The organism is Frankia sp. CcI49, from assembly GCF_001983215.1.
In the GTDB taxonomy this organism is placed as follows: domain Bacteria; phylum Actinomycetota; class Actinomycetes; order Frankiales; family Frankiaceae; genus Parafrankia; species Parafrankia irregularis.
Genome location: NZ_MOWP01000031.1, coordinates 86,246 through 103,556 on the forward strand (window position 1 = coordinate 86,246; position 17,311 = coordinate 103,556).

Consider the following 17,311-nt stretch of genomic DNA (forward strand, 5'->3'; position numbering starts at 1 on the left):
GACGGCCGGCTTCGGTCGGTGCTGGTCTCGGGGCGCGCCGCGGTCCCGCCGCTCGACGTCAGCCGAAGGCGGGCTCGTCGCGGCCCCAGGGACGGGACGGGAAGGCGTGGTCGTCGAAGCCGGGAATCGCCGGGCGCGCGGTGGTCAGCCGGCCGTGGGTGACCGTCGCGGCGTCGGTGGGCGTGGTCGCCGCCGGATGGCGCGGGTCGCGCCCCGGGGCGTCGAGCAGCCAGGTGGCGGTGCGCGCGAGGGAGGCGGCGACGTCGCGGCCCCGGCCGTCGATGGCGCGGGCCGCCAGCGCGTCGATGACCGCCGCCGCGAGGAAGTAGCCCGTGGCGTGGTCCAGCGCCTGCGCGGGCAGGGCGCCGGGGGTGACCCCGTCGTGGCCCTCGATCAGCGAGATGCCCGCGGCGGCCTGGACGATGGAGTCGAACCCGCGCCGCCCCGCCCACGGCCCGGCGTCGCCCCAGGCGTTGATCCGGGCCCGGACCAGCCCGGGAGGTATCCGCAGGCCGAAGGCCTCGATGGCCCCCGGCCGGTAGCCGGTGACCAGGACGTCGGCCTGGTCGAGCAGCTCCTGGGCGCGCGGCAGGTCGGTACGAAGGTTCAGCAGCGCCGAGCGCTTGCCCTGGCCGGTGTCGAGATGCTGCCAGGTGATCTCGGCGGGCACCGGTGGGTCCACGCGCAGCACGTCCGCACCGAACAGCGCGAGCGTGCGGCCGCACACCGGCCCCGCGAGGACGCGGGTGAGGTCGAGGACCCGCACCCCCGCCAGCGGCAGCTTCCCGCCTGCCGGCGCACGCGTGGAAGGTGTTCGTGCGGACGGCGCGCCGGCCACCGTGTCGTCACGTTCGGTGGTCCGGATGAGCGGCCCGGTGGCAGCGGCCATGCCAGGGGCGCTGGAGCGCCATTCGGCCTCGGTCCGGACCCGGACGGCGATGGCGCCGACCTGCGCCGCGGCGTCCTCGATCTCGGCCGCGGCGCGGGTCGCGATCACGGCCGCGGCTGCTTCCCGGTCGGCGTCGGCAAGTCCGAGGATCCGTAGCAGCCGGTCGCGGTGGTGCGGATAGTTCGCGTGGGTCCGCAGGTAGCCGTCCTGCGTTCGGAAGAAGCCGGACAGTGGTGCGAACGCGTCCGGGCGGGCGTCGCCATCCCGGAAAAGCCGTTCGCTGCCGAAGGCGGCGGCGACGCGCTCGGGGTCGACGGCCGCGTCGGTGACGGGCCCGGCCGCCCCGGCCCGGACGGCAGCCAGCCGCACCGCCTCGACCGAGGCGGTCGCCAGGCCCAGCACCGGAAGTGTCGCGGAAAGCCAGGAACCGGTCACCGGAGGAGTATCGCAGTGGAACACGGCCGGTGGGGCGTCGGTCGGTGGTCCGAGAATCCGCGCCAGCTGCTCCGCTGACGGCGGTCTGYCGGGACATCCGGATGCCCGGCGCCGTCGAGCGGCCAGGAACGCCAGTGCCCGGAGCCCGGCGGCCTGTTGCCTGCGTCGTCACGCTGTAAGATCAATTTCTTGTGGACTATGACGTGGAAGGCGCCATGGTCGTCATCCCGCCGGGGCAGGTGACCCTGTCGGATCGGCGGACACGGCGGACGTGGACGGTCGAGCTCGCGCCGTATTCCATTTCCGCGTTCTCTGTCACCCAGGCGTTGTATACCCAGGTGGTCGGCGAGTTTCCGAGCGCTGTTCGGGGCGGGCGGCTGCCGGTCGAGGGCGTCTCCTGGTGGGGCGCCGTACGGTTCTGCAACGAACTCTCGCGCAGGGAGGGGCTGGCGCCCGCCTATGTGATCCGTGCCGGTGATGGTCACGTCGAATGGGACGAATCCGCCGAGGGATACCGGCTGCCCACCGAGGCCGAATGGGAGCATGCCTGCCGGGCCGGGTCGGTCGGCCCACGGTACGGACCACTCGACGAGATCGCCTGGTATCGCGGCAACTCGGCCGAGCGCCCGCACGAGGTCGGCGGCAAGGCGCCCAACGAATGGGGCCTTCACGACATGCTCGGCAATGTCTGGGACTGGTGCTGGGACACCTACGACGCCGAGGTCTACGGTTCCTACAAGGTGCTTCGTGGCGGCGGATGGTTCGACGAGCACTGGAGCTGCCGCGCTTCGGTGCGGCGCCGTGGCCATCCGGACTTCCAGGTCGATGACGTCGGCTTCCGCCTCGCGCGCACGGCTGTCCCGCGCTGACGGTCCCAGGCGGTGCCCACAGGCGGGCAGCGGGTCACGGCTAGCATGTCGGGGTGCCGACGTTGCTGGTCGTCCATCACACGCCGTCGCCGACGACACAGGCGATGCTGGAGGCCGTGCTCACCGGGGCGCGGGACGACGCGATCGAGGGTGTCGACGTCGTCGTCCGCCCGGCACTGGCCGCCACCGCCGTCGACGTGCTCGCCGCCGACGGGTACCTGCTCGGCACCCCGGCCAACATCGGTTATATGAGCGGCGCTCTCAAGCACTTCTTCGACCAGATCTACTATCCAGTGCTTGAGGCGACCATCGGCCGGCCGTACGCGCTCTACGTGCACGGCAACAGCGACACGACCGGCGCGATCCGCGGGGTCGAGGCCATCGTCACCGGGCTGAAGTGGAAGCGTCTGCGGGAGCCGCTGTCGATCGTCGGCGAGGCGGACGCCGCAGCCCGCGAGGCCTGCTGGGAACTCGGGGCCACGGTCGCGGCAAGCCTGATGTCCGCGTGATGAGCCGGCACGTGGAACGCGAGGGACGGGTGGAACAGGATCAGGAGAATCCGGGTGGCCGTGCCGCGGTTCGGCGGGTTCGATGAACGAGACCTCCAGCGGACCCGAGACCACTGTGCGGGGCCGGCGACGCGGACGGAGGCCGAGTGCCGCGCGGCCGTTGTGTCTGGGATGATCGGGGCATGGACGAGACGCTCGCGACCATCGCGACGCGCGACGCTGTCGCCGTGCTGCGGCGGGCGGGCGCCCGGTTCGCCTATCTGCACGGTAGCCGCGCCGTCGGGTGTCACCGGGCGGACTCGGACATCGATATCGCCGCCTTCTTCGGCGGCCCACGGACTCCGAGCGCCTTCGAGATACTCCTGCCGCCGGGCGTGGACCTGCTCGTTCTTGACAGCGCGCCGCTTGAGCTCGCGGGCAGGGTGGCGGTCGGCGGGCGTCTGCTCTTCGAGGACGACCGGGCCGCGCGGGTGCGCTGGGAGGCGATGACCAGAAAGATCTACTTCGACGAGCTTCCGCGGATCACCCGGGCGCACCGGGAGTTCGCCGCGGCTGTTCTGGGCCGGAGTGCGTAGCCGGTGATCGACGAAGCCAGGGTGCTGCGCCTGCTCCGCGCGATCACCGACGACCTGTCTGTGCTCCGCTCCGAGGCGGACGCCGACGGCGAGCGCCGCGCGGACCCGATCTGGCTGCGCGGGGTGAAGTACACCTTCGTGACAGCGATCGAGGCCTGCGTTGACGTCGCGCAGCACATCTGCGCGACACAGGGCTGGGGACCGCCGGCGGACAATGGCGACGCGATCCAACTCCTTGGCGACCATGGGGCGCTGGCCTCAACGCTCGCAGTGTCGCTCCGCAATGCCGTCGGCTTCAGGAACGTCCTCGTCCACGACTACATCGCGGTCAACGACGAGATCGTCGTTGCTCGACTGCACGCCCTCGACGGCCTTGACGAATTCGTCCGGCAGATAGCGGCGTACGTGTCTGCCGCGGAGGCGTAGCCGAGAACGCACGTCGTCCTGCCCGACCTGGACGATGGCCATGCAGGCCGCTACGGCGAACCTCGTGTGGCACGTAGCGTGACGGCACGACGCACGCGACTTTCCGCGAGTTCTGCGACCAGATCTACTATCCCGTGCTTGAGGCGACCATCGGCCGGCCGTACGCGCTCCACGTGCACGGCAACAGCGACACCACCGGCGCGATCCGCGGGGTCGAGGCCATCGTCACCGGGCTGAAGTGGAAGCGTCTGCGGGAGCCGCTGTCGATCGTCGGCGAAGTGGACGCCGCGGTGCGCGAGGCCTGCTGGGAGCTCGGAGCGACGGTCGTGGCCAGCCTGATGCCCRCGTGACCTGAAACGGGCTGTCACGGGGCGAGTTCTTCGATCGTTAGGCCGCATCATTATGGATGCCGCGCAGATTGCCTGTCGCAAGGTCGCGCGTACCCTGCACCGGTGCCGTCGTGTCACGTCCGTCCGGGTGTCGCATGATGTGATGGCTGCCGTTGAACTTCGCAACCTTGAAGCCCTGACGATCCAGCGCATGGACCGCTGGATGCCTCGCGGACGGAGGTCGCAGGCGGCATCAGGCCGCCACGGTGACGGACACCCCCCGGGATCCCGACTCCTCGATCAGGCCGACGAGCGCCTCGCGCAGGTCGTCCAGCGCGTCCGGCGCCTTCGGGCATGGGCTACTCCTGGACGTAGCTGGCGCATAAGGGCACCAGACGCCGTCGAGCTAATTCATTACGGGTTCTAAACCTACTGCGAATTCTCTGCCGGGGACCGTCGTTGGTCGATACCGACAAAAACTGAGTTCGGAGCGAATCGTTGAGAGTTCTCCGCATATACTTTTAGTAGCTGCTGCCCCAGGTTGTGGCTCCCGATATTTGCCAGCTGTGCAGCATGGAAAAGCAAATGTCCAGCGATGTCCCCTCGTTGGGCAATTCTTTCCGTGAAGTGTGCTCCGACTTCATCGGCGGGAGTTCCGTCATGTAGTCGGTGCTCGGCGTCTTCCACGATGACTGCGACTTCTGTAGTAACCTTCATGAGGTGTAGTAGCATATGCCGGACCTTCGCCAGTGCTGGGTYTTTGATTTGCCATCCAACCTCATCGTAAGCTTCTTGAATAATTTTCACTGACTCCAACGAGGTTCGGACATGCTCGGCCAGTTCGTTGACTGTTTCGTCATTCATTGTGTGTCATCCTTACGTGCGTCTGGCGTCGATTCTTAAAGATCCTCGCGGGGGAGCCTTAAGGTTCTCGTTCCGAAAAGTGAATATTTCAATTCTCACTGTCGGCCGTGCTTGGATCCCCAGGGCATTATGTAGTCATCATCGAGGACCATCCCGTGGTAATCGAGCATTGAGAGTGCCGAGGTGTGCGCGATAATGGCCGCCCTTCGAACATCGAAGCGACCCCCAATTTTTTCGGCGACGGTATTTTGCGTTTCGCCCGACAGGATTCGATCGTCAAGAATTAGGACCCTCGTTTTGGTTGGCAATTCGAAGAGAAGGTTTGGCAGGTAAACGACCCATTTGGATGTGTCGATCCTGACGTAGTTGGAAGCCGTGGCGGCGCGTTCGAAGATACTGTGGCTCGGGAGTCTGTCGTCTCGCCTTGGAAAGGTTGTGCACACTATCAGTGGCACGTCTCTTGAGCTAAGGGTGCTGAAATAGCAGGCGGCGAAACTGCCGGGACCCGACATGGTCAGCAGAAGTTCGGGCGCAAACGATCGGTCGACGTTTGCATGCATCCGGACAATTGCCATCTGTATTACTGGCCATTCTAGAACGATTGGTGTTTGAGTCTTCAGTGATTCATGGATGCTCTCCTCGAGATGCTCGATGGTGTCGGCGAGTTCTTTCAGCAGTGCCGACTGGCGGTGTGACTTGAACCCCTGGCCGGACTGAAGGCCTATCGCGCGAGCGGCGCGGTCCCGTCGGAATTCCACCCTTGTCGGATTGGATTCAAGAGCCAAGAGTTCTTTCGCGGCCGCGGACGTTGGCAGGCCCAGCTGCTCAATCGCCCCAAGGACAACAGTACGAATTGCGTGAAGCTCCCCACGTTTCGAAGTCCCTGATCGCTTTCTTCTCACGGATGCCAAATGGGGCAAGGTGGTCAGCTCGCCGTCGCCGTGAGCACGCACCAGTCCAGGATTAATGAGTCGCTTTAGGTCTTCATAAATCCGGCTGTTCAGATCGTCGGCCAATGGAATGCTGTTTGCCGGGCCTTCTGGTCCCGAATGTGATGACGAATCTTTCTCCTGCACTCCCTGGCCGACCCCCTCGCCACAAGATCCACTTGACGCCTCGCAACAAAACGCCACAAGGCCGTGCGGACGGCTTGGGTGCGATGGTAGTGCCGCCTGCACCGTCACGGCACCCTCATCGCACCGAAACGGTGCACATGTGGGGTTGGTGTTGGCTCCTGTCCGGGTGGTCTCATCGGATGGGACGCAAAGCTCCTGGCAGAAGCGACAAGCCGGGTGGACGGCGACTGCGCAGTCGATCAGGACACGTCGAAAGACCTCGCGTTCCACGACTCATCGCGGCAAACCTTGGGAGACGCTCATGAGCACCTCCGGCACCCCCCGCACTGCCCCTGTCTGGCGGGAAATCCTCATATATGTCCTGGTTCTAGGGCTGGTAGCGGTCGCTGCATGGTTCGGTTGGCTAACTGCTCCGCAGCTGATCGCACCAGTCGTTGTTGAGCTAATGATCGCCACTGCGATCCGACCGAAGATTGCCGAGCGTCCGACACCTGACGATGAGCAAGAAGGCCAAGGCGAGTGCTGACCTCCGCTCTTCGGATTGCTCTCATTCGCAGTGCGAGCAGCCGTCGTCCGTGTCACGGGCTGGAGCCGGGATCGCGGACGTCGTGTCCTGGGGCTCGATGATTACTTGGTCGCGTGCCGCGTAGCTGTTTGAACGCCACGCTCAGTGCGAAGGCGTTGGCGTAGGCGACCTTCCTCGCGATCGTGCCAACCGTCTGGTCGGTCTCCCCTAGCAGGTCGGCGGCCGAGGTGATTCGCCGGCTGGCCAGGTGGGTGATCGGTGGTTCGCCCACCCTGACGGTGACACCACGGGCTAGGCCGACCCTCGACACTCCGATATTGGCCGCCGGGTCTGCCACCGTCCACGGGTGGGCGGGCGTGTCGTGCAACGGCCACGAGACGGCGGTTCACCCGCTCGCCGGCCACCCGCCGCGGACCCGGCGGAGCCCGCGGACCCAGCGAGGCCCGCGGACCCGACGGCAGCACGGCGGAACCGAGAGCTTCAGCGAGCCGCGGCGCGAAAGTGCTCGGTCATGAGTTCGCGAGCCAGGCCGACCATCCAGAGCATGGTCAGGACGATCACCGTCGGATTCTTCACAGCCACCAGGATCGCCTGGATGAGCTCACGGCGATCAGCTGGCTCGACCCACAGGGTGATCACGGCGTTCGGGATGACATCGAAGATCACGAAAGCGGCGGCGAGCAGCAGAGCGGGCGTGACGAGCAACCTCCAGCGAGCGCCCGCCGCTGACCCGAACAGGTCAAGGCGCTCGCGGGGTGTCAGCGGGGCCAGTTCGGGCTCCCGGGCAAGGGCGCGCAGGGCGACGGCGATCACGGCGATACGGGTGAGGCCGGTGAGGGCCTCGCCGGCCGGGCCGATTGCCGCGGGCAGTTCGTCGCCGTACCGGATCGTCCCGAAGCGCTGCAGCGAGGCGGCGGCCGCGAGCGTCACCAGCAGTGCCGCGTTGTCGCGGTAACAGCGTGCGGCCCAACGCAGCGCGTGACCACTCACCGTGAGTCCCGTTGCCATCCCAGCTCCCTTTCTTTCATCATCATGAACTTTCCACGATCATGAATTATTGGAGGGTGGGCGCGCAAGGGGCGGCCTGTGGAGGTCATGCTGGAGGCGTGCCGGAGGAGTCGAGGGCCGTGACGGACGGCGACACACTGGGATGGGAGCTGAGCACCGCGGTGGTGCTCTTCCACGAGGCGATCGCCCGCCGCCTCGGGCTGGGCGCGGCGGAGCACAAGGCGCTCGGCGTGATCGTGCGGACCGGACCCATGCCCGTCGGCGCGCTCGCGCCCTCCCTCGGCGTCGGGGCGAGCGCGGTGACCGGAATCGTGGACCGCCTCGAACGCGCCGGCTACGTCCAGCGGATTCCGGACCCGGCGGACCGCCGGCGGGTGCTGGTCCGCGCCGACCCGCAGCGGGCACCCGACCTGACCGGCATCTTCGCGGAGCTCGGCCGCGAGATGGGCGCGTTCATGACCCGGTATGACGAGCACCAGACAGCCGCGATCGTCGACTACCTGCGCAACACGATCCAGGTCCTCAGGGCTCAGACCGCGCGGCTCKGCCAGGAGCAGTCCGAGGCCCTCGACGCCTCCGCGTCGCTCACGACGCCGGGAACGCCGACGGCCCTCGGATCGCCCCCGTCGCCCCCGTCTCCCCCGTCTCCCACGTCAGGCGCGGCGCCGGGCGATGTGATCTAGGCAGGCGGGCCGCCCGGGTGCCGTCCGCACCGCCCCCTGACTGCGGAACGCGACAATTGATGTCCGCGTGATCCGGAACAACCTGTTGCGGGGCGGTTCGTCGATCGTCAGGCCGTACCGGACGGACCCCGAGTATTTCGCCTGGTAGCCGCCGAAGGCCGCCTCCCGCGTCAGCCATTGCGTCACGGTCCATCCGGGCAGGTTCGTGCGACACCGTCGTGCCGCCTCACCGCCGGCCGGGCCGTCAACCGTCAGCGGCCAGGCGCGACCCGCTGGCATTGGTCGGTACACCGACAATGGCGGGGTCGTCGACTTTTTCCAGCGGTATCGTCGGTGCCCGGTCGGCGCTTGAGGCCGACATCACGGCAGTGTCACCGGACTTTCTTTCAACGTGCCTGCGTGTGTTCCCGGCGGGCGGGCGCGTACAACGGGGAATGAGGAAGACGGGCATGGGTGTCATTGAGGCCGAGTTCACCAGGAACCAGTTTTCCGCGCTTGCCCAGTGTCTGATGCTGATCGAGGGGTTGCCGACCGGCTCGCTCGCGGTGCTCGGTCATGACCGGCTGATCACTCGGCTCGACTGGGGCCTGCCGACCATCGTCTCGTCCGCGCCGGGCGTGCCGGCGCGGTTCGGTGTCCTCCTCCTGACGGCGGACGTGACCATCAGCCATGTGTCGATCGCCGAGCTGGACGCCGACCCCGCCGCCATGACGAAGACCACCGGGACGGCCACCCTCACCGTGACTGCCGTCCCCGGCGAAGGTGCGCTGCAGCATCTGCGGATCGACCTCGTCGCGCTCGCGATTCCCGGCCGGCCGCCGTCGGAGCCGGCCTTCTCGCTGGGCATCGCGCGCCGCGACTTCCCGGTGCCCGCCGGCGTCAGGGTGGTCGGCGCCGCGGTGCTCGCCAGCGACCAGGCCGTGACCATCCGGTTCGTGACCGGCGATCCCGGCGAGCTCACCGCGCCGACCGCCGACCGCGTGGTGGCGCTCGACGGGGCCGAATGGTGCATCCGTATCTCTGGCGAGGTGTTCCGGGAACAGCTGCTCACCGCACTGAAGACCGCGATCGCGGACTTCGGCGCGGGAATGGCCGTCGAGGAGCAGCCGGTAGCCACCTGGCAGCCCCTCGGCCCCTTCGGGACCGGCGACTGGGGTGTCGTCGGCGGATTCGGTGTCAAGAAGCTCAAGGCCTGTTCCGGCCCGTTCGGTGACGTCGACCTCTCGGTCGACGTCACCACGCGGCTGGCGCTGGTGCCCGATATCGAGGCGAAAAGCCTGACCACGCAGTTCGTGATAGACGGGAACGCGTCGGACTGGGACTCGTTTCGATGCTGGGCGGCCAAGGGCGGCCCCCTCACCCTCCTGCTGGCGGTGGTCAACCCGGTCCCCGCGATAGCGCTCGCCGCGCTGAGCCTGGGCATCGTCGGCTCGATGATCGCCGACGGGGTGCGTAACCAGGTGACGGGCGCCGACTCGCGCGGCGACCTGCGGAAGGTCGCGAGCGASGACTCGTCGGCGACCTACGAGGGCACCCAGAGCCTCCCGGCCCCGCTGCCGACCGCCCTCGTCCAGGCCGCGTCGGCCGGGCCGGACGGCCTCGTCGTCTCAGGAAAGCTGGGCGTCCCGTTCGGCATCAACCACCGGGCGACCTTCGCCCCGGCGGCCGAACCGCTGGGGCAGCTGCAGGGCGACTGGGTCGGCGGCATCACCTGCGAGCACGGTGGAGGCTGGAGACAGACGTTCGAGCTTCCCAACGTCCGGGTCACCGACGACGCGATGGCCCTGGCCACCCTGGTCATGCACGTCCCGGTCACGGTGTTCCGTTCCAGCACGGTCCTGCCCGCGGAGGGCTGGGAGCTCCAGTTCGACGGGTGGAGCGCGCGGCCCGAACAACGCATCGCCATCGTGGGGAATCCAGCGGCTGCCGGGTCCGTCGGGCGGGCGTTCCTGCACACCTCGGCGGGCATCCGCCGTTACGACCTGGCGGGCTACCTGCGCTCGCCGTCCGGCAAACCGATCGGCACCGGCCCGGTCCCCGCTCCGCCTCCCGCTCCGGACCCCGCCCGGGTCAAGATCCTGGCCGTCGACCAGTGCCGCCGGTTCGGCCGGGACTGGCACGACCCGCGGATCAGGATCGGCTGGCTCGTGGACCCGCCTCCGTTCACCTACGGCGTGGACGCTCTGCGGCACTGGCAGCTGGCCGTGAGCGAGATCCCCGGGGGCGCGACCGTCACCGTCACCGGCCACCGCGACGGTGCGGACGACCGCAGGCTGGTCGCGCTCTCACCCTCGGATGGCACTGCCGTGGCGATCGAACTCGTCACGGATGCCGCCACCGAGCTCACGCTCGAGCATGACCTGCCGGCCGCCCCGGACGGGGCCCGGCTGATCCAGCGCTGGCTGCTGCCGACCCAGGTCGTCGCGCTGCCCGCGCCCGCGGCGAGCCTGTTCCGCCTCGAGGACGGGGTCGGTGTGCGCACCGTCGACGGCGGCCTGACCGTCTGGTCGCCGACGGGTGAGGTCCGTGAGGTCGCGGGAGCCGGCCCGCGTGAGGAGCCCGCGGGCGCCGAGCCCCCGCCGTTCAGCGTGACGCTGCGCGACGGCCGGGTGGCCGCGATCCATGACGACCGACTCGTCGTCGCGATCCCCTTCGGGAACGGGAGCCGGACGGCATGAGGCTGGTACTGCGCTCGAACGGCCGCCTGACGGCCGTCCTGACCGACGGGACCGGCCAGCGGTACGCGGTCGTCGAGACGAGCCACCACGGCGTCAGCGTGGCAGTGACCGATGGCTCCGGCTGGTCACAGACCGAGGTCGAGCTGGCTCCGGGCCGCTGGGGCGCGCCGGCGGCGACGCTCGTGACCGTCGCCCGTGCGGTCGGCCCGCATGACACCGAGACGAGCTGGACCCGCCGAACCGGCGAACGGGTGACGGTCCGTGGCACGGCGACGTTCGGCCCGGACGGGACGGCGAGCTGGACGGCCGAGACGGGCGGCTGGGCCGTGGTCGGCAGGACCGTTCCTGGAGCCTTCCCCGACCTCGCCGTCACCATGGGCGACGCCCGTCCGACGGTTACGACCACGGGTCCGGTCCGCCAGCCCGACGGCAGTGTCCGAACCAGTACCACCATCGTCTCGCCGAACGGTGTGAAGAGCACGAAGGAACGGACCGAGCGCCCGGACGGTTCGGTCAGCGAGTCCCGTGAGCAGCGCGATGCCCAGGGGAATCTGGTTGTCCGCCAGGACACGGACACGAAGACCTACGTCGACAGTGACGGGCACACCGTCGACAGGACGACGAAGACGGTCACCACGCCGTCCCCGGGTGGCGGAACGGACACGGATACCGAGACGACCTGGAAGGACCGCGACTCGGGAACCACGACGACGGTCCGCACCGACGTCCACCGCGACGTGAACGGAAACGTCACGTCGGAGCAGAAGAGCTCCTACTCGACCGACGGGAAGAACGAGAGCGAAACGAAGGTCACCCAGGACGAAACCACCGGCGAGACAACCATCGAGACCACCTCGAAAGGCGAGGACGGCACCGTCTACCGGCATACGACCGTTCTCGACCGGAACGGCGAGGCCATCAGCGACAGCTCCACCGCCGGCGCCGGTGGGGGAAGTAACGCCGGTGGTGGCGGAAACGGTGGCGACGGCGGTGGCGACGATGGTGAGGGAGACGGAGGCGGCGGGGACGACGGAGGCGGCGGGGACGACGGAGGCGGCGGGGACGACGGTGGTGGGGACGACGGTGGCATGCCGCCGGACGATGCGAGTGAGTCGCCGCGGCGCCCGCACGGCCTCGCCGGCTCGCTGCTGGACCGCTACGGCAACGCCGGCGAGGGCGAGGGCGAGGATCGGCCGTCGGCCCGTGACTTCGTCGCCCGCGGCATCGCCGACACCGCGCGAAGCCTTCTGACGAGTGGGTTCGGCAACGGCGAGGGCGACGGCCCCGGTTCGGTGACGGTCGACCTCACGACCGCGCACGCGCACACCGCCGTCGACGATTGGGGCGATCAGAACGACCCACGGATCCTCGTCGCGATGGTCGCGGACCTCGCCTCGACGGCCCAGACCCTGCTCGCCACTGCGGCCCGCGCCCAAGCCCTGACCGTTCCCGCCCTGCGTTCCTAGTCTCCTGAGCCGTTGGTTCCTGGTAGACGGCGGATCGGCCGGTACAACCCCAGGCTGGCCCGCGTAACCGGCTCGGTGCGAGCGTCGGCCGTACCGAAGCGTGTTGTTCCTGGCGACATGAAGGGGCGTTGAGGTGAGGATCCTGCTCGTTTCCGGTAGCACGCGTGGCGGCTCGACGAATACGGCCGCGTTGCGAACCGCCCAGGCCGTCGCCCCCGACGGCGTCATCGCCGACCTCTACGGGGGACTGGCGCAGTTGCCGGCATTCGTTCCCGGCGACCAGGAGCCGGTCCACCCCGCGGTGGCGAAACTGAGGCGGCACCTCGACGCGGTGGACGCGGTGCTGTTCTGCACGCCGGAATATGCGGGGTCGTTGCCGGGCAGCCTGAAGAACCTGCTCGACTGGACGGTCGGGGGCGGTGAGCTGTACGGCAAGCCGGTTGCCTGGGTCAATGTGGCTGCCGAGGGCCGAGGGGGCGGTGCGGACGCGGCGCTGGCCACGGTGCTGGGCTACGTCGGCGCGGTCGTCGCGGTGCCCAGCCCGGTGCGCATCGTGGTGGGGCGGGATGCGGTGGGGCCGGATGGGCTCGTCGGCGACGAACGGGTGCGGGGCGCCCTGCGTGAAGTGCTTGAGCTTGTCGCCCGGCGGGCCGCCGCGCCCGCCTGACCGCCGGTGTTGCGCGGCGTGGAGGCCGCCTCGCCGCGGATCTGCTGGCTGGGGCCCACGTGGAGGTGGAGACTGGAAAGGCCAGCGCGGCGCCCGTCTGAGCCTGGCGCCGAGCGATCCCTCATCGGAGAGGACTTCGCCCAGGATGCAGTTCACTCATCTCGGCCGTTCCGGTCTGTCTGTCTCGCGCCTGTGTCTCGGGACGATGAACTTCGGTCCGCTTACCGACGAGGCCGATGCTCACAAGATCATGGATTCGGCGCACGGGTACGGCATCAACTTCTTCGACACGGCCAACGTCTACGGCCTGCGCTCGGCCGGCGTGTCAGGTCAGGGCGAGGGCCCGGGCCACACCGAGTCGATCATTGGCCGCTGGTTCGCGCAGGGCGGTGGGCGCCGGGAGCGCACAGTGCTGGCTACCAAGGTCTACGGCGCCATGGGGGAGTGGCCCAACGAGGGCAAGCTGTCGGCGCTCAACATCCGCCGCGCCCTGGACGCGAGCCTGGCCCGCCTGCAGACCGACCACATCGACCTCTACCAGTTCCACCACGTGGACCGCGGCACCCCGTGGGACGAGATCTGGCAGGCTGTCGACGTCGCCGTCGCGGCCGGCAAGATCCTCTACGTCGGCAGCAGCAACTTCGCGGGCTGGCACATCGCCCAGGCGCAGAGCGCAGCGGCCCGGCGCGGGACGTTCGGCCTGGTCAGTGAGCAGCCGATCTACAACCTGCTCACCCGTGAGGTCGAGCTGGAGGTGCTGCCCGCGGCGCAGCACTACGGCGTGGGCATCCTCCCGTGGTCGCCGCTGCAGAGCGGGCTCCTCGGTGGCGTGCTCCGCAAGGAACGCGAGGGCAGGCGGCGCCTGGAAGGCCGGGCCGCGACGGCCCTGGAGGCCAGGCGCCCGCAGATCGAGGCCTACGAGGACTTCGCCGCCGAGCTTGGTCACGAGCCTGGTGACGTCGCGCTCGCCTGGCTGCTCCACCAGCCGGCCGTCACCGCGCCGATCGTCGGCCCGCGCGTCCCGCAGCAGCTCGACGACGCCGTCCGGGCACTCGACGTACGCCTGGACGAGAAGGCGCTGGCCCGGCTGGACGAGATCTTCCCGGGCTACCGGACGGCCCCCGAGCATTTCGCCTGGTAGCCGGCGAAGTCCGCCCGCCGCGTTCTGCCATCGCGCAGGGGTCCGGCTCGGCAGGTTCGCGCGGCCCGGTCATGCCGTCTCACCGCCGGCCGGGCCGCAGACCACCAGTGATCACGGTGATCCGGAACGCGTTTGGAGCGGGCCGCCGACTACAGCGATGGCGGGCGGCTGGCGCACGCGCGGAACCTGCCGTTGACGACCTTCCGGGTGATGACGACGAGGGCGGCGATCGCGAGCAGACCCAGGGCGCGCAGGTAGGCCGTGCCTTCACGGTGGACCAGCGGGGTGGCCAGCACCGCGCAGGACAGCGCGCCGAGTGCCGGGGCCCAGGTGGGGGCCCGGTAGGCGCCCGGCAAGGCGGGCTCGCGGCGCAGTGCCAGCGCGCTGATGTTGACGATGAGGAAGACCAGCAGGAGGAGCAGGACGGTGGTGTCGGCCAGGCCGGCCAGCTGGCCGGTGCAGGCCAGCGCCACCGCCAGGGCCGTCACGAGACCAATCGCCACCGGAGGGGTGCGCCGGCCGGGCAGCACGCGCGCGAAGACGGCCGGGATCGTGCCCTGGGCGGCCATGCCGTAGACGAGACGGGATGCCATCACCATGTTGATCAGGGCGGTGTTGGCGACCGCGACCAGCGCGACCGCGGCGAACAGCTTCGGCGGCACCGGCACGTCGGACGCCTTCAGCACCTCCAGCAGCGGGGCGCTCGAACCGGCGAGGACGTCGGGATCGACCAGGGCCGCACTGGTGAACGCGACGAACAGGTAGACGATGCCGGCGATGAACATGCCACCGAACAGCGCCCTCGGCAGGTCCCGGCGCGGCCGTCGGGCCTCCTCGACCAGGTTCACCGAGTTCTCGAAGCCGAGCATCGAGTAGAACGCGAGGGTCGTGCCGGCGAGCAGGGCGAGCGGCGCAGAGCCCTCGGCCCGCAGCTCGAAGGCCCGCCCAGGCTCACCGGTTCCGGTGAGCAGCGCGTACACGCCGATTCCGACGATCAGCAACAGCCCGGCCAGCTCGATCACGGTGAGCACGAGGTTCACCCGGGCCGACTCCTCGATCCCACGTGCGTTGAGGACGGCGGTCAGCAGAAGGAACACGACCGCGACGACGACCACCGGGGCTGTCACGAACTCCGTGAGGTATTCGCCCCCGATGGCCCGCGCGGCTGTGGCGGTGGAGGTGATCCCGGCGGCGAGTACGGTGAAGCCGACCATGAAGGTGAGATACGGGCGACGGAACGCCTGGTCGGCGTAGAGCGCCGCGCCGGCCGCCCGGGGGTGCTTGCCGGCGAGCTCGGCGTAGGACGTCCCGGTCAGCAACGCCAGTGTGAAGGCGATCAGGAACGGCGCCCAGATCATCCCGCCGACATCGGCGGCGATCTGCCCGGTGAGCGCGTAGATCCCCGATCCGAGGACGTCGCCGAGCACCAGGAACACCAGCATCCGTCCGCTCAGGACGCGCGCCAGGGCGGGTTGTTCGGTGTCGGGTGTCCGCCCGGTCACCGCCGTCTCGTCATCGGTAGTCCCGTCTCCGCGAGTGTGGCTGGCTGTCATCCGGCCGACGGCGGTCGCTGGCCCGTACCGTGTGGCCGCCCCGGACCGGCGGGATGGTCGCTGCCCGCGAGGCCGCTGGGAGAACCGGGCCGCCTCCCCTGGGCCGGATCCTGACACCGCGCCTGCCGGCCCGCCTGTCGGATGCCGGGGGATTGCGCTCGTCGGCGCGGCGAGGAACCTGTCGGCCGCGCGCTCGCGGACTCGAGGCGGCCCAACGGGGTCGTGTCGCCTACGCGGGTCTGTGCGGTTTGCGGCTGATGCGGTAGTCGAGGACGAGGAAGGGGATGCCGAACAGTGCGAACGCGTGGTCGGCGCGCAGGTCGCCGTCTCGCCGGTACACGTCGAGCTGTTCGGTGAAGCCGTGGACGGCCAGGGCGGTGAGGGTGCCGTCGGCGGGGTCGCGGAAGGTGAGGTAGTGGCCGGGGTGCGCCAGGTCGCCACCGCGGCTGGTCAGGGTCAGGCCGCCGTCGGGCCGGGCGCGTGGCAGCAGGGTGGCGGTGAAACTGGCCTGGGGAAGGGGGAAACCGACGCTGACGTAGCCGCGGCCGTCATGCCGGTAGGTGGTGTAGATGCCGACGTAGATGGGTTCGTCGGTGTCGGCGAACGAGCGGATCCAGCCGCGGACCGCCACCACGTCGGAATCGGTGCCGGTGCCGGGGTGGGTGATGGTGTCGATGCGGCTGCGGATTCCCCGCTGGGTCTCTCGCTGGTTCATCGGCACGTTCGCCTGGCCCAGTGGGCGGGCCAGCAGATTGCGGTAGAGCAGATAGCCGGGGCGAACCCACAGCCGCCACCGCGGCACGATGTCGAGCGAGAAACGGGTGGTGTGCTCGTAGAACTCCCGGACGAGCGGGTCGACGGCGCCGGGGTCGACGTCCGGGCCGGCCAGATCGTCCATGGAGGCGACGATTCCGACGTCGGTCGCGTCTGCGACGTAGCGACCGCCGAGCTCTTCGGCCAGCTCTCGGACGAAGCCGGTTCCGACAACGCGCGAGCGCGACTGCCGGGGCACGACGAAGGGCAGCCTCTCGGCGGGGACCCGTTCGGCCAGCAGGGCGACCTGCGCGTCCCGGAACGCCAACGCCGACACGGTCCGGTAGGCGGCCATCGTGATGCCGGCGACGGCGGCAGCCGGCACCGGGCGGCCGCGGGCCGCGAGCACCGCTCCCACGGCGGCGCCGAACGGCGGGCCGAGGAGCACCTTCTGCGGCCGGAGCCCGAGCAGGCCGCCGAGGCTCCCGGTCGCCGCGCCGATCGTGACGGGGCCCGCGCCGCTGCGCCGGCCGGCCGCCCACCCGACGGGTGCGACGAGTGCCGCGCTGGTGGCGATCCGCTGCCACAGCGCGGGAATCTCGCCGGGCCGCTGCCGGGCGCGCGCGACGGCTTCGCCGGCCGCCAGGGCGCCCGCGCCCACCAGCGCGCCCAGAGCGGTGGCCCGCCGGCTCCGATGGGCGGTGAGAGCCGCCCCCGCCACCCCGCCGATGGCAGCCGCGGACAGGACAGCCGTTCCGCGTCGCGCCGGCTCCGTCCCTTTGCCGCCCACCACACGAACAACCTATCCGGATGGGTGTCGATGTACCTCGCTGTCGCCGGATGGGGTGACAGACGAGCGCGCGG

The 17,311-nt window shown here is 69.6% G+C and carries 18 protein-coding genes; 10 read left to right on the forward strand and 8 right to left on the reverse strand.

Going from position 1 to position 17,311, the window contains the following annotated elements; genetic code table 11:
* Nucleotides 1-58: 58 nt before the first annotated feature.
* A complete protein-coding gene (locus CcI49_RS27605; RefSeq protein WP_241840264.1) occupies nucleotides 59-1,324 on the reverse strand; it encodes a CoA transferase in 1,266 nt (421 codons plus the stop codon).
* Between the two features lie 191 nt (nucleotides 1,325-1,515).
* Between CcI49_RS27605 and CcI49_RS27610 the strand changes: the two genes are divergently transcribed.
* From CcI49_RS27610 to CcI49_RS27630, 5 genes are all read left to right on the forward strand, one after another.
* Complete coding sequence (locus CcI49_RS27610; RefSeq protein ID WP_076830815.1) at nucleotides 1,516-2,193, forward strand: SUMF1/EgtB/PvdO family nonheme iron enzyme; 678 nt, start codon at nucleotides 1,516-1,518, stop codon at nucleotides 2,191-2,193.
* 104 nt (nucleotides 2,194-2,297) lie between these two features.
* Nucleotides 2,298-2,702: a flavodoxin gene (locus CcI49_RS27615; protein ID WP_076831145.1), complete on the forward strand. Its 405-nt coding sequence runs from the start codon at nucleotides 2,298-2,300 to the stop codon at nucleotides 2,700-2,702.
* Nucleotides 2,703-2,884: 182 nt separating this feature from the next.
* A complete protein-coding gene (locus tag CcI49_RS27620) occupies nucleotides 2,885-3,277 on the forward strand; it encodes a nucleotidyltransferase domain-containing protein (protein ID WP_054567091.1) in 393 nt (130 codons plus the stop codon).
* 3 nt (nucleotides 3,278-3,280) lie between these two features.
* Nucleotides 3,281-3,703, forward strand: coding sequence for a DUF86 domain-containing protein (locus tag CcI49_RS27625; RefSeq protein ID WP_076830818.1), 423 nt, complete (start codon nucleotides 3,281-3,283; stop codon nucleotides 3,701-3,703).
* A gap of 134 nt (nucleotides 3,704-3,837) precedes the next feature.
* Nucleotides 3,838-4,053 carry a flavodoxin gene (locus CcI49_RS27630; RefSeq protein WP_198955643.1) on the forward strand — a complete coding sequence of 72 codons (216 nt, stop codon included), beginning with the start codon at nucleotides 3,838-3,840 and terminating at the stop codon, nucleotides 4,051-4,053.
* Nucleotides 4,054-4,090: 37 nt separating this feature from the next.
* On the opposite strand, the gene CcI49_RS43605 is transcribed toward CcI49_RS27630, so the two are convergent.
* The 5 genes from CcI49_RS43605 to CcI49_RS27645 form a co-directional block, all read right to left on the reverse strand.
* Nucleotides 4,091-4,189: a hypothetical protein gene (locus CcI49_RS43605; protein ID WP_241840265.1), complete on the reverse strand. Its 99-nt coding sequence runs from the start codon at nucleotides 4,187-4,189 to the stop codon at nucleotides 4,091-4,093.
* 272 nt (nucleotides 4,190-4,461) lie between these two features.
* The gene (locus CcI49_RS41675; protein WP_131831200.1) at nucleotides 4,462-4,896 is read right to left on the reverse strand and encodes a hypothetical protein; all 435 of its coding nucleotides are present in this window, start codon (nucleotides 4,894-4,896) and stop codon (nucleotides 4,462-4,464) included.
* Nucleotides 4,897-4,991: 95 nt separating this feature from the next.
* On the reverse strand, nucleotides 4,992-6,080 hold the full coding sequence (locus CcI49_RS41680; RefSeq protein WP_131831201.1) for a hypothetical protein: 1,089 nt from the start codon (nucleotides 6,078-6,080) through the stop codon (nucleotides 4,992-4,994).
* Between the two features lie 470 nt (nucleotides 6,081-6,550).
* Nucleotides 6,551-6,835: a helix-turn-helix domain-containing protein gene (locus CcI49_RS27640; RefSeq protein ID WP_277872760.1), complete on the reverse strand. Its 285-nt coding sequence runs from the start codon at nucleotides 6,833-6,835 to the stop codon at nucleotides 6,551-6,553.
* A gap of 143 nt (nucleotides 6,836-6,978) precedes the next feature.
* Nucleotides 6,979-7,506, reverse strand: a complete 528-nt coding sequence (locus CcI49_RS27645) for a hypothetical protein (protein WP_131831202.1) — start codon at nucleotides 7,504-7,506, stop codon at nucleotides 6,979-6,981.
* 119 nt (nucleotides 7,507-7,625) lie between these two features.
* Between CcI49_RS27645 and CcI49_RS27650 the strand changes: the two genes are divergently transcribed.
* From CcI49_RS27650 to CcI49_RS27670, 5 genes are all read left to right on the forward strand, one after another.
* Entirely contained in the window at nucleotides 7,626-8,189 is a 564-nt protein-coding gene (locus CcI49_RS27650) for a MarR family transcriptional regulator (RefSeq protein WP_198955644.1), read from the forward strand.
* 449 nt (nucleotides 8,190-8,638) lie between these two features.
* Nucleotides 8,639-10,867, forward strand: coding sequence for a hypothetical protein (locus tag CcI49_RS27655; RefSeq protein ID WP_076830832.1), 2,229 nt, complete (start codon nucleotides 8,639-8,641; stop codon nucleotides 10,865-10,867).
* The gene (locus CcI49_RS42230; protein WP_076830835.1) at nucleotides 10,864-12,333 is read left to right on the forward strand and encodes a hypothetical protein; all 1,470 of its coding nucleotides are present in this window, start codon (nucleotides 10,864-10,866) and stop codon (nucleotides 12,331-12,333) included. The genes CcI49_RS27655 and CcI49_RS42230 overlap by 4 nt, the downstream gene beginning before the upstream one ends.
* Nucleotides 12,334-12,466: 133 nt before the next feature.
* Nucleotides 12,467-13,000: an NADPH-dependent FMN reductase gene (locus tag CcI49_RS27665; protein ID WP_076830838.1), complete on the forward strand. Its 534-nt coding sequence runs from the start codon at nucleotides 12,467-12,469 to the stop codon at nucleotides 12,998-13,000.
* A 145-nt stretch (nucleotides 13,001-13,145) separates the two neighbouring features.
* Entirely contained in the window at nucleotides 13,146-14,141 is a 996-nt protein-coding gene (locus tag CcI49_RS27670) for an aldo/keto reductase (RefSeq protein ID WP_076830841.1), read from the forward strand.
* A 149-nt stretch (nucleotides 14,142-14,290) separates the two neighbouring features.
* Here CcI49_RS27670 and CcI49_RS27675 read toward each other — a convergent pair whose 3' ends face one another.
* Nucleotides 14,291-15,643 (reverse strand): APC family permease, encoded by a 1,353-nt coding sequence (locus CcI49_RS27675; protein WP_076830844.1) that lies wholly within the window; start codon nucleotides 15,641-15,643, stop codon nucleotides 14,291-14,293.
* A 280-nt stretch (nucleotides 15,644-15,923) separates the two neighbouring features.
* Nucleotides 15,924-17,240: a hypothetical protein gene (locus CcI49_RS27680; protein ID WP_116437517.1), complete on the reverse strand. Its 1,317-nt coding sequence runs from the start codon at nucleotides 17,238-17,240 to the stop codon at nucleotides 15,924-15,926.
* Between the last annotated feature and the right edge of the window lie 71 nt (nucleotides 17,241-17,311).

Bases quoted from the DNA above. Each gene is read 5' to 3' on its own strand.
- CcI49_RS27615 (WP_076831145.1), top strand. From the start codon at position 2,298: ATGCTGGAGGCCGTGCTCACCGGGGCGCGGGACGACGCGATCGAGGGT.
- CcI49_RS27620 (WP_054567091.1), top strand. From the start codon at position 2,885: ATGGACGAGACGCTCGCGACCATCGCGACGCGCGACGCTGTCGCCGTG.
- CcI49_RS43605 (WP_241840265.1), bottom strand. From the start codon at position 4,189: ATGCGACACCCGGACGGACGTGACACGACGGCACCGGTGCAGGGTACG.
- CcI49_RS27645 (WP_131831202.1), bottom strand. From the start codon at position 7,506: ATGGCAACGGGACTCACGGTGAGTGGTCACGCGCTGCGTTGGGCCGCA.
- CcI49_RS42230 (WP_076830835.1), top strand. From the start codon at position 10,864: ATGAGGCTGGTACTGCGCTCGAACGGCCGCCTGACGGCCGTCCTGACC.
- CcI49_RS27670 (WP_076830841.1), top strand. From the start codon at position 13,146: ATGCAGTTCACTCATCTCGGCCGTTCCGGTCTGTCTGTCTCGCGCCTG.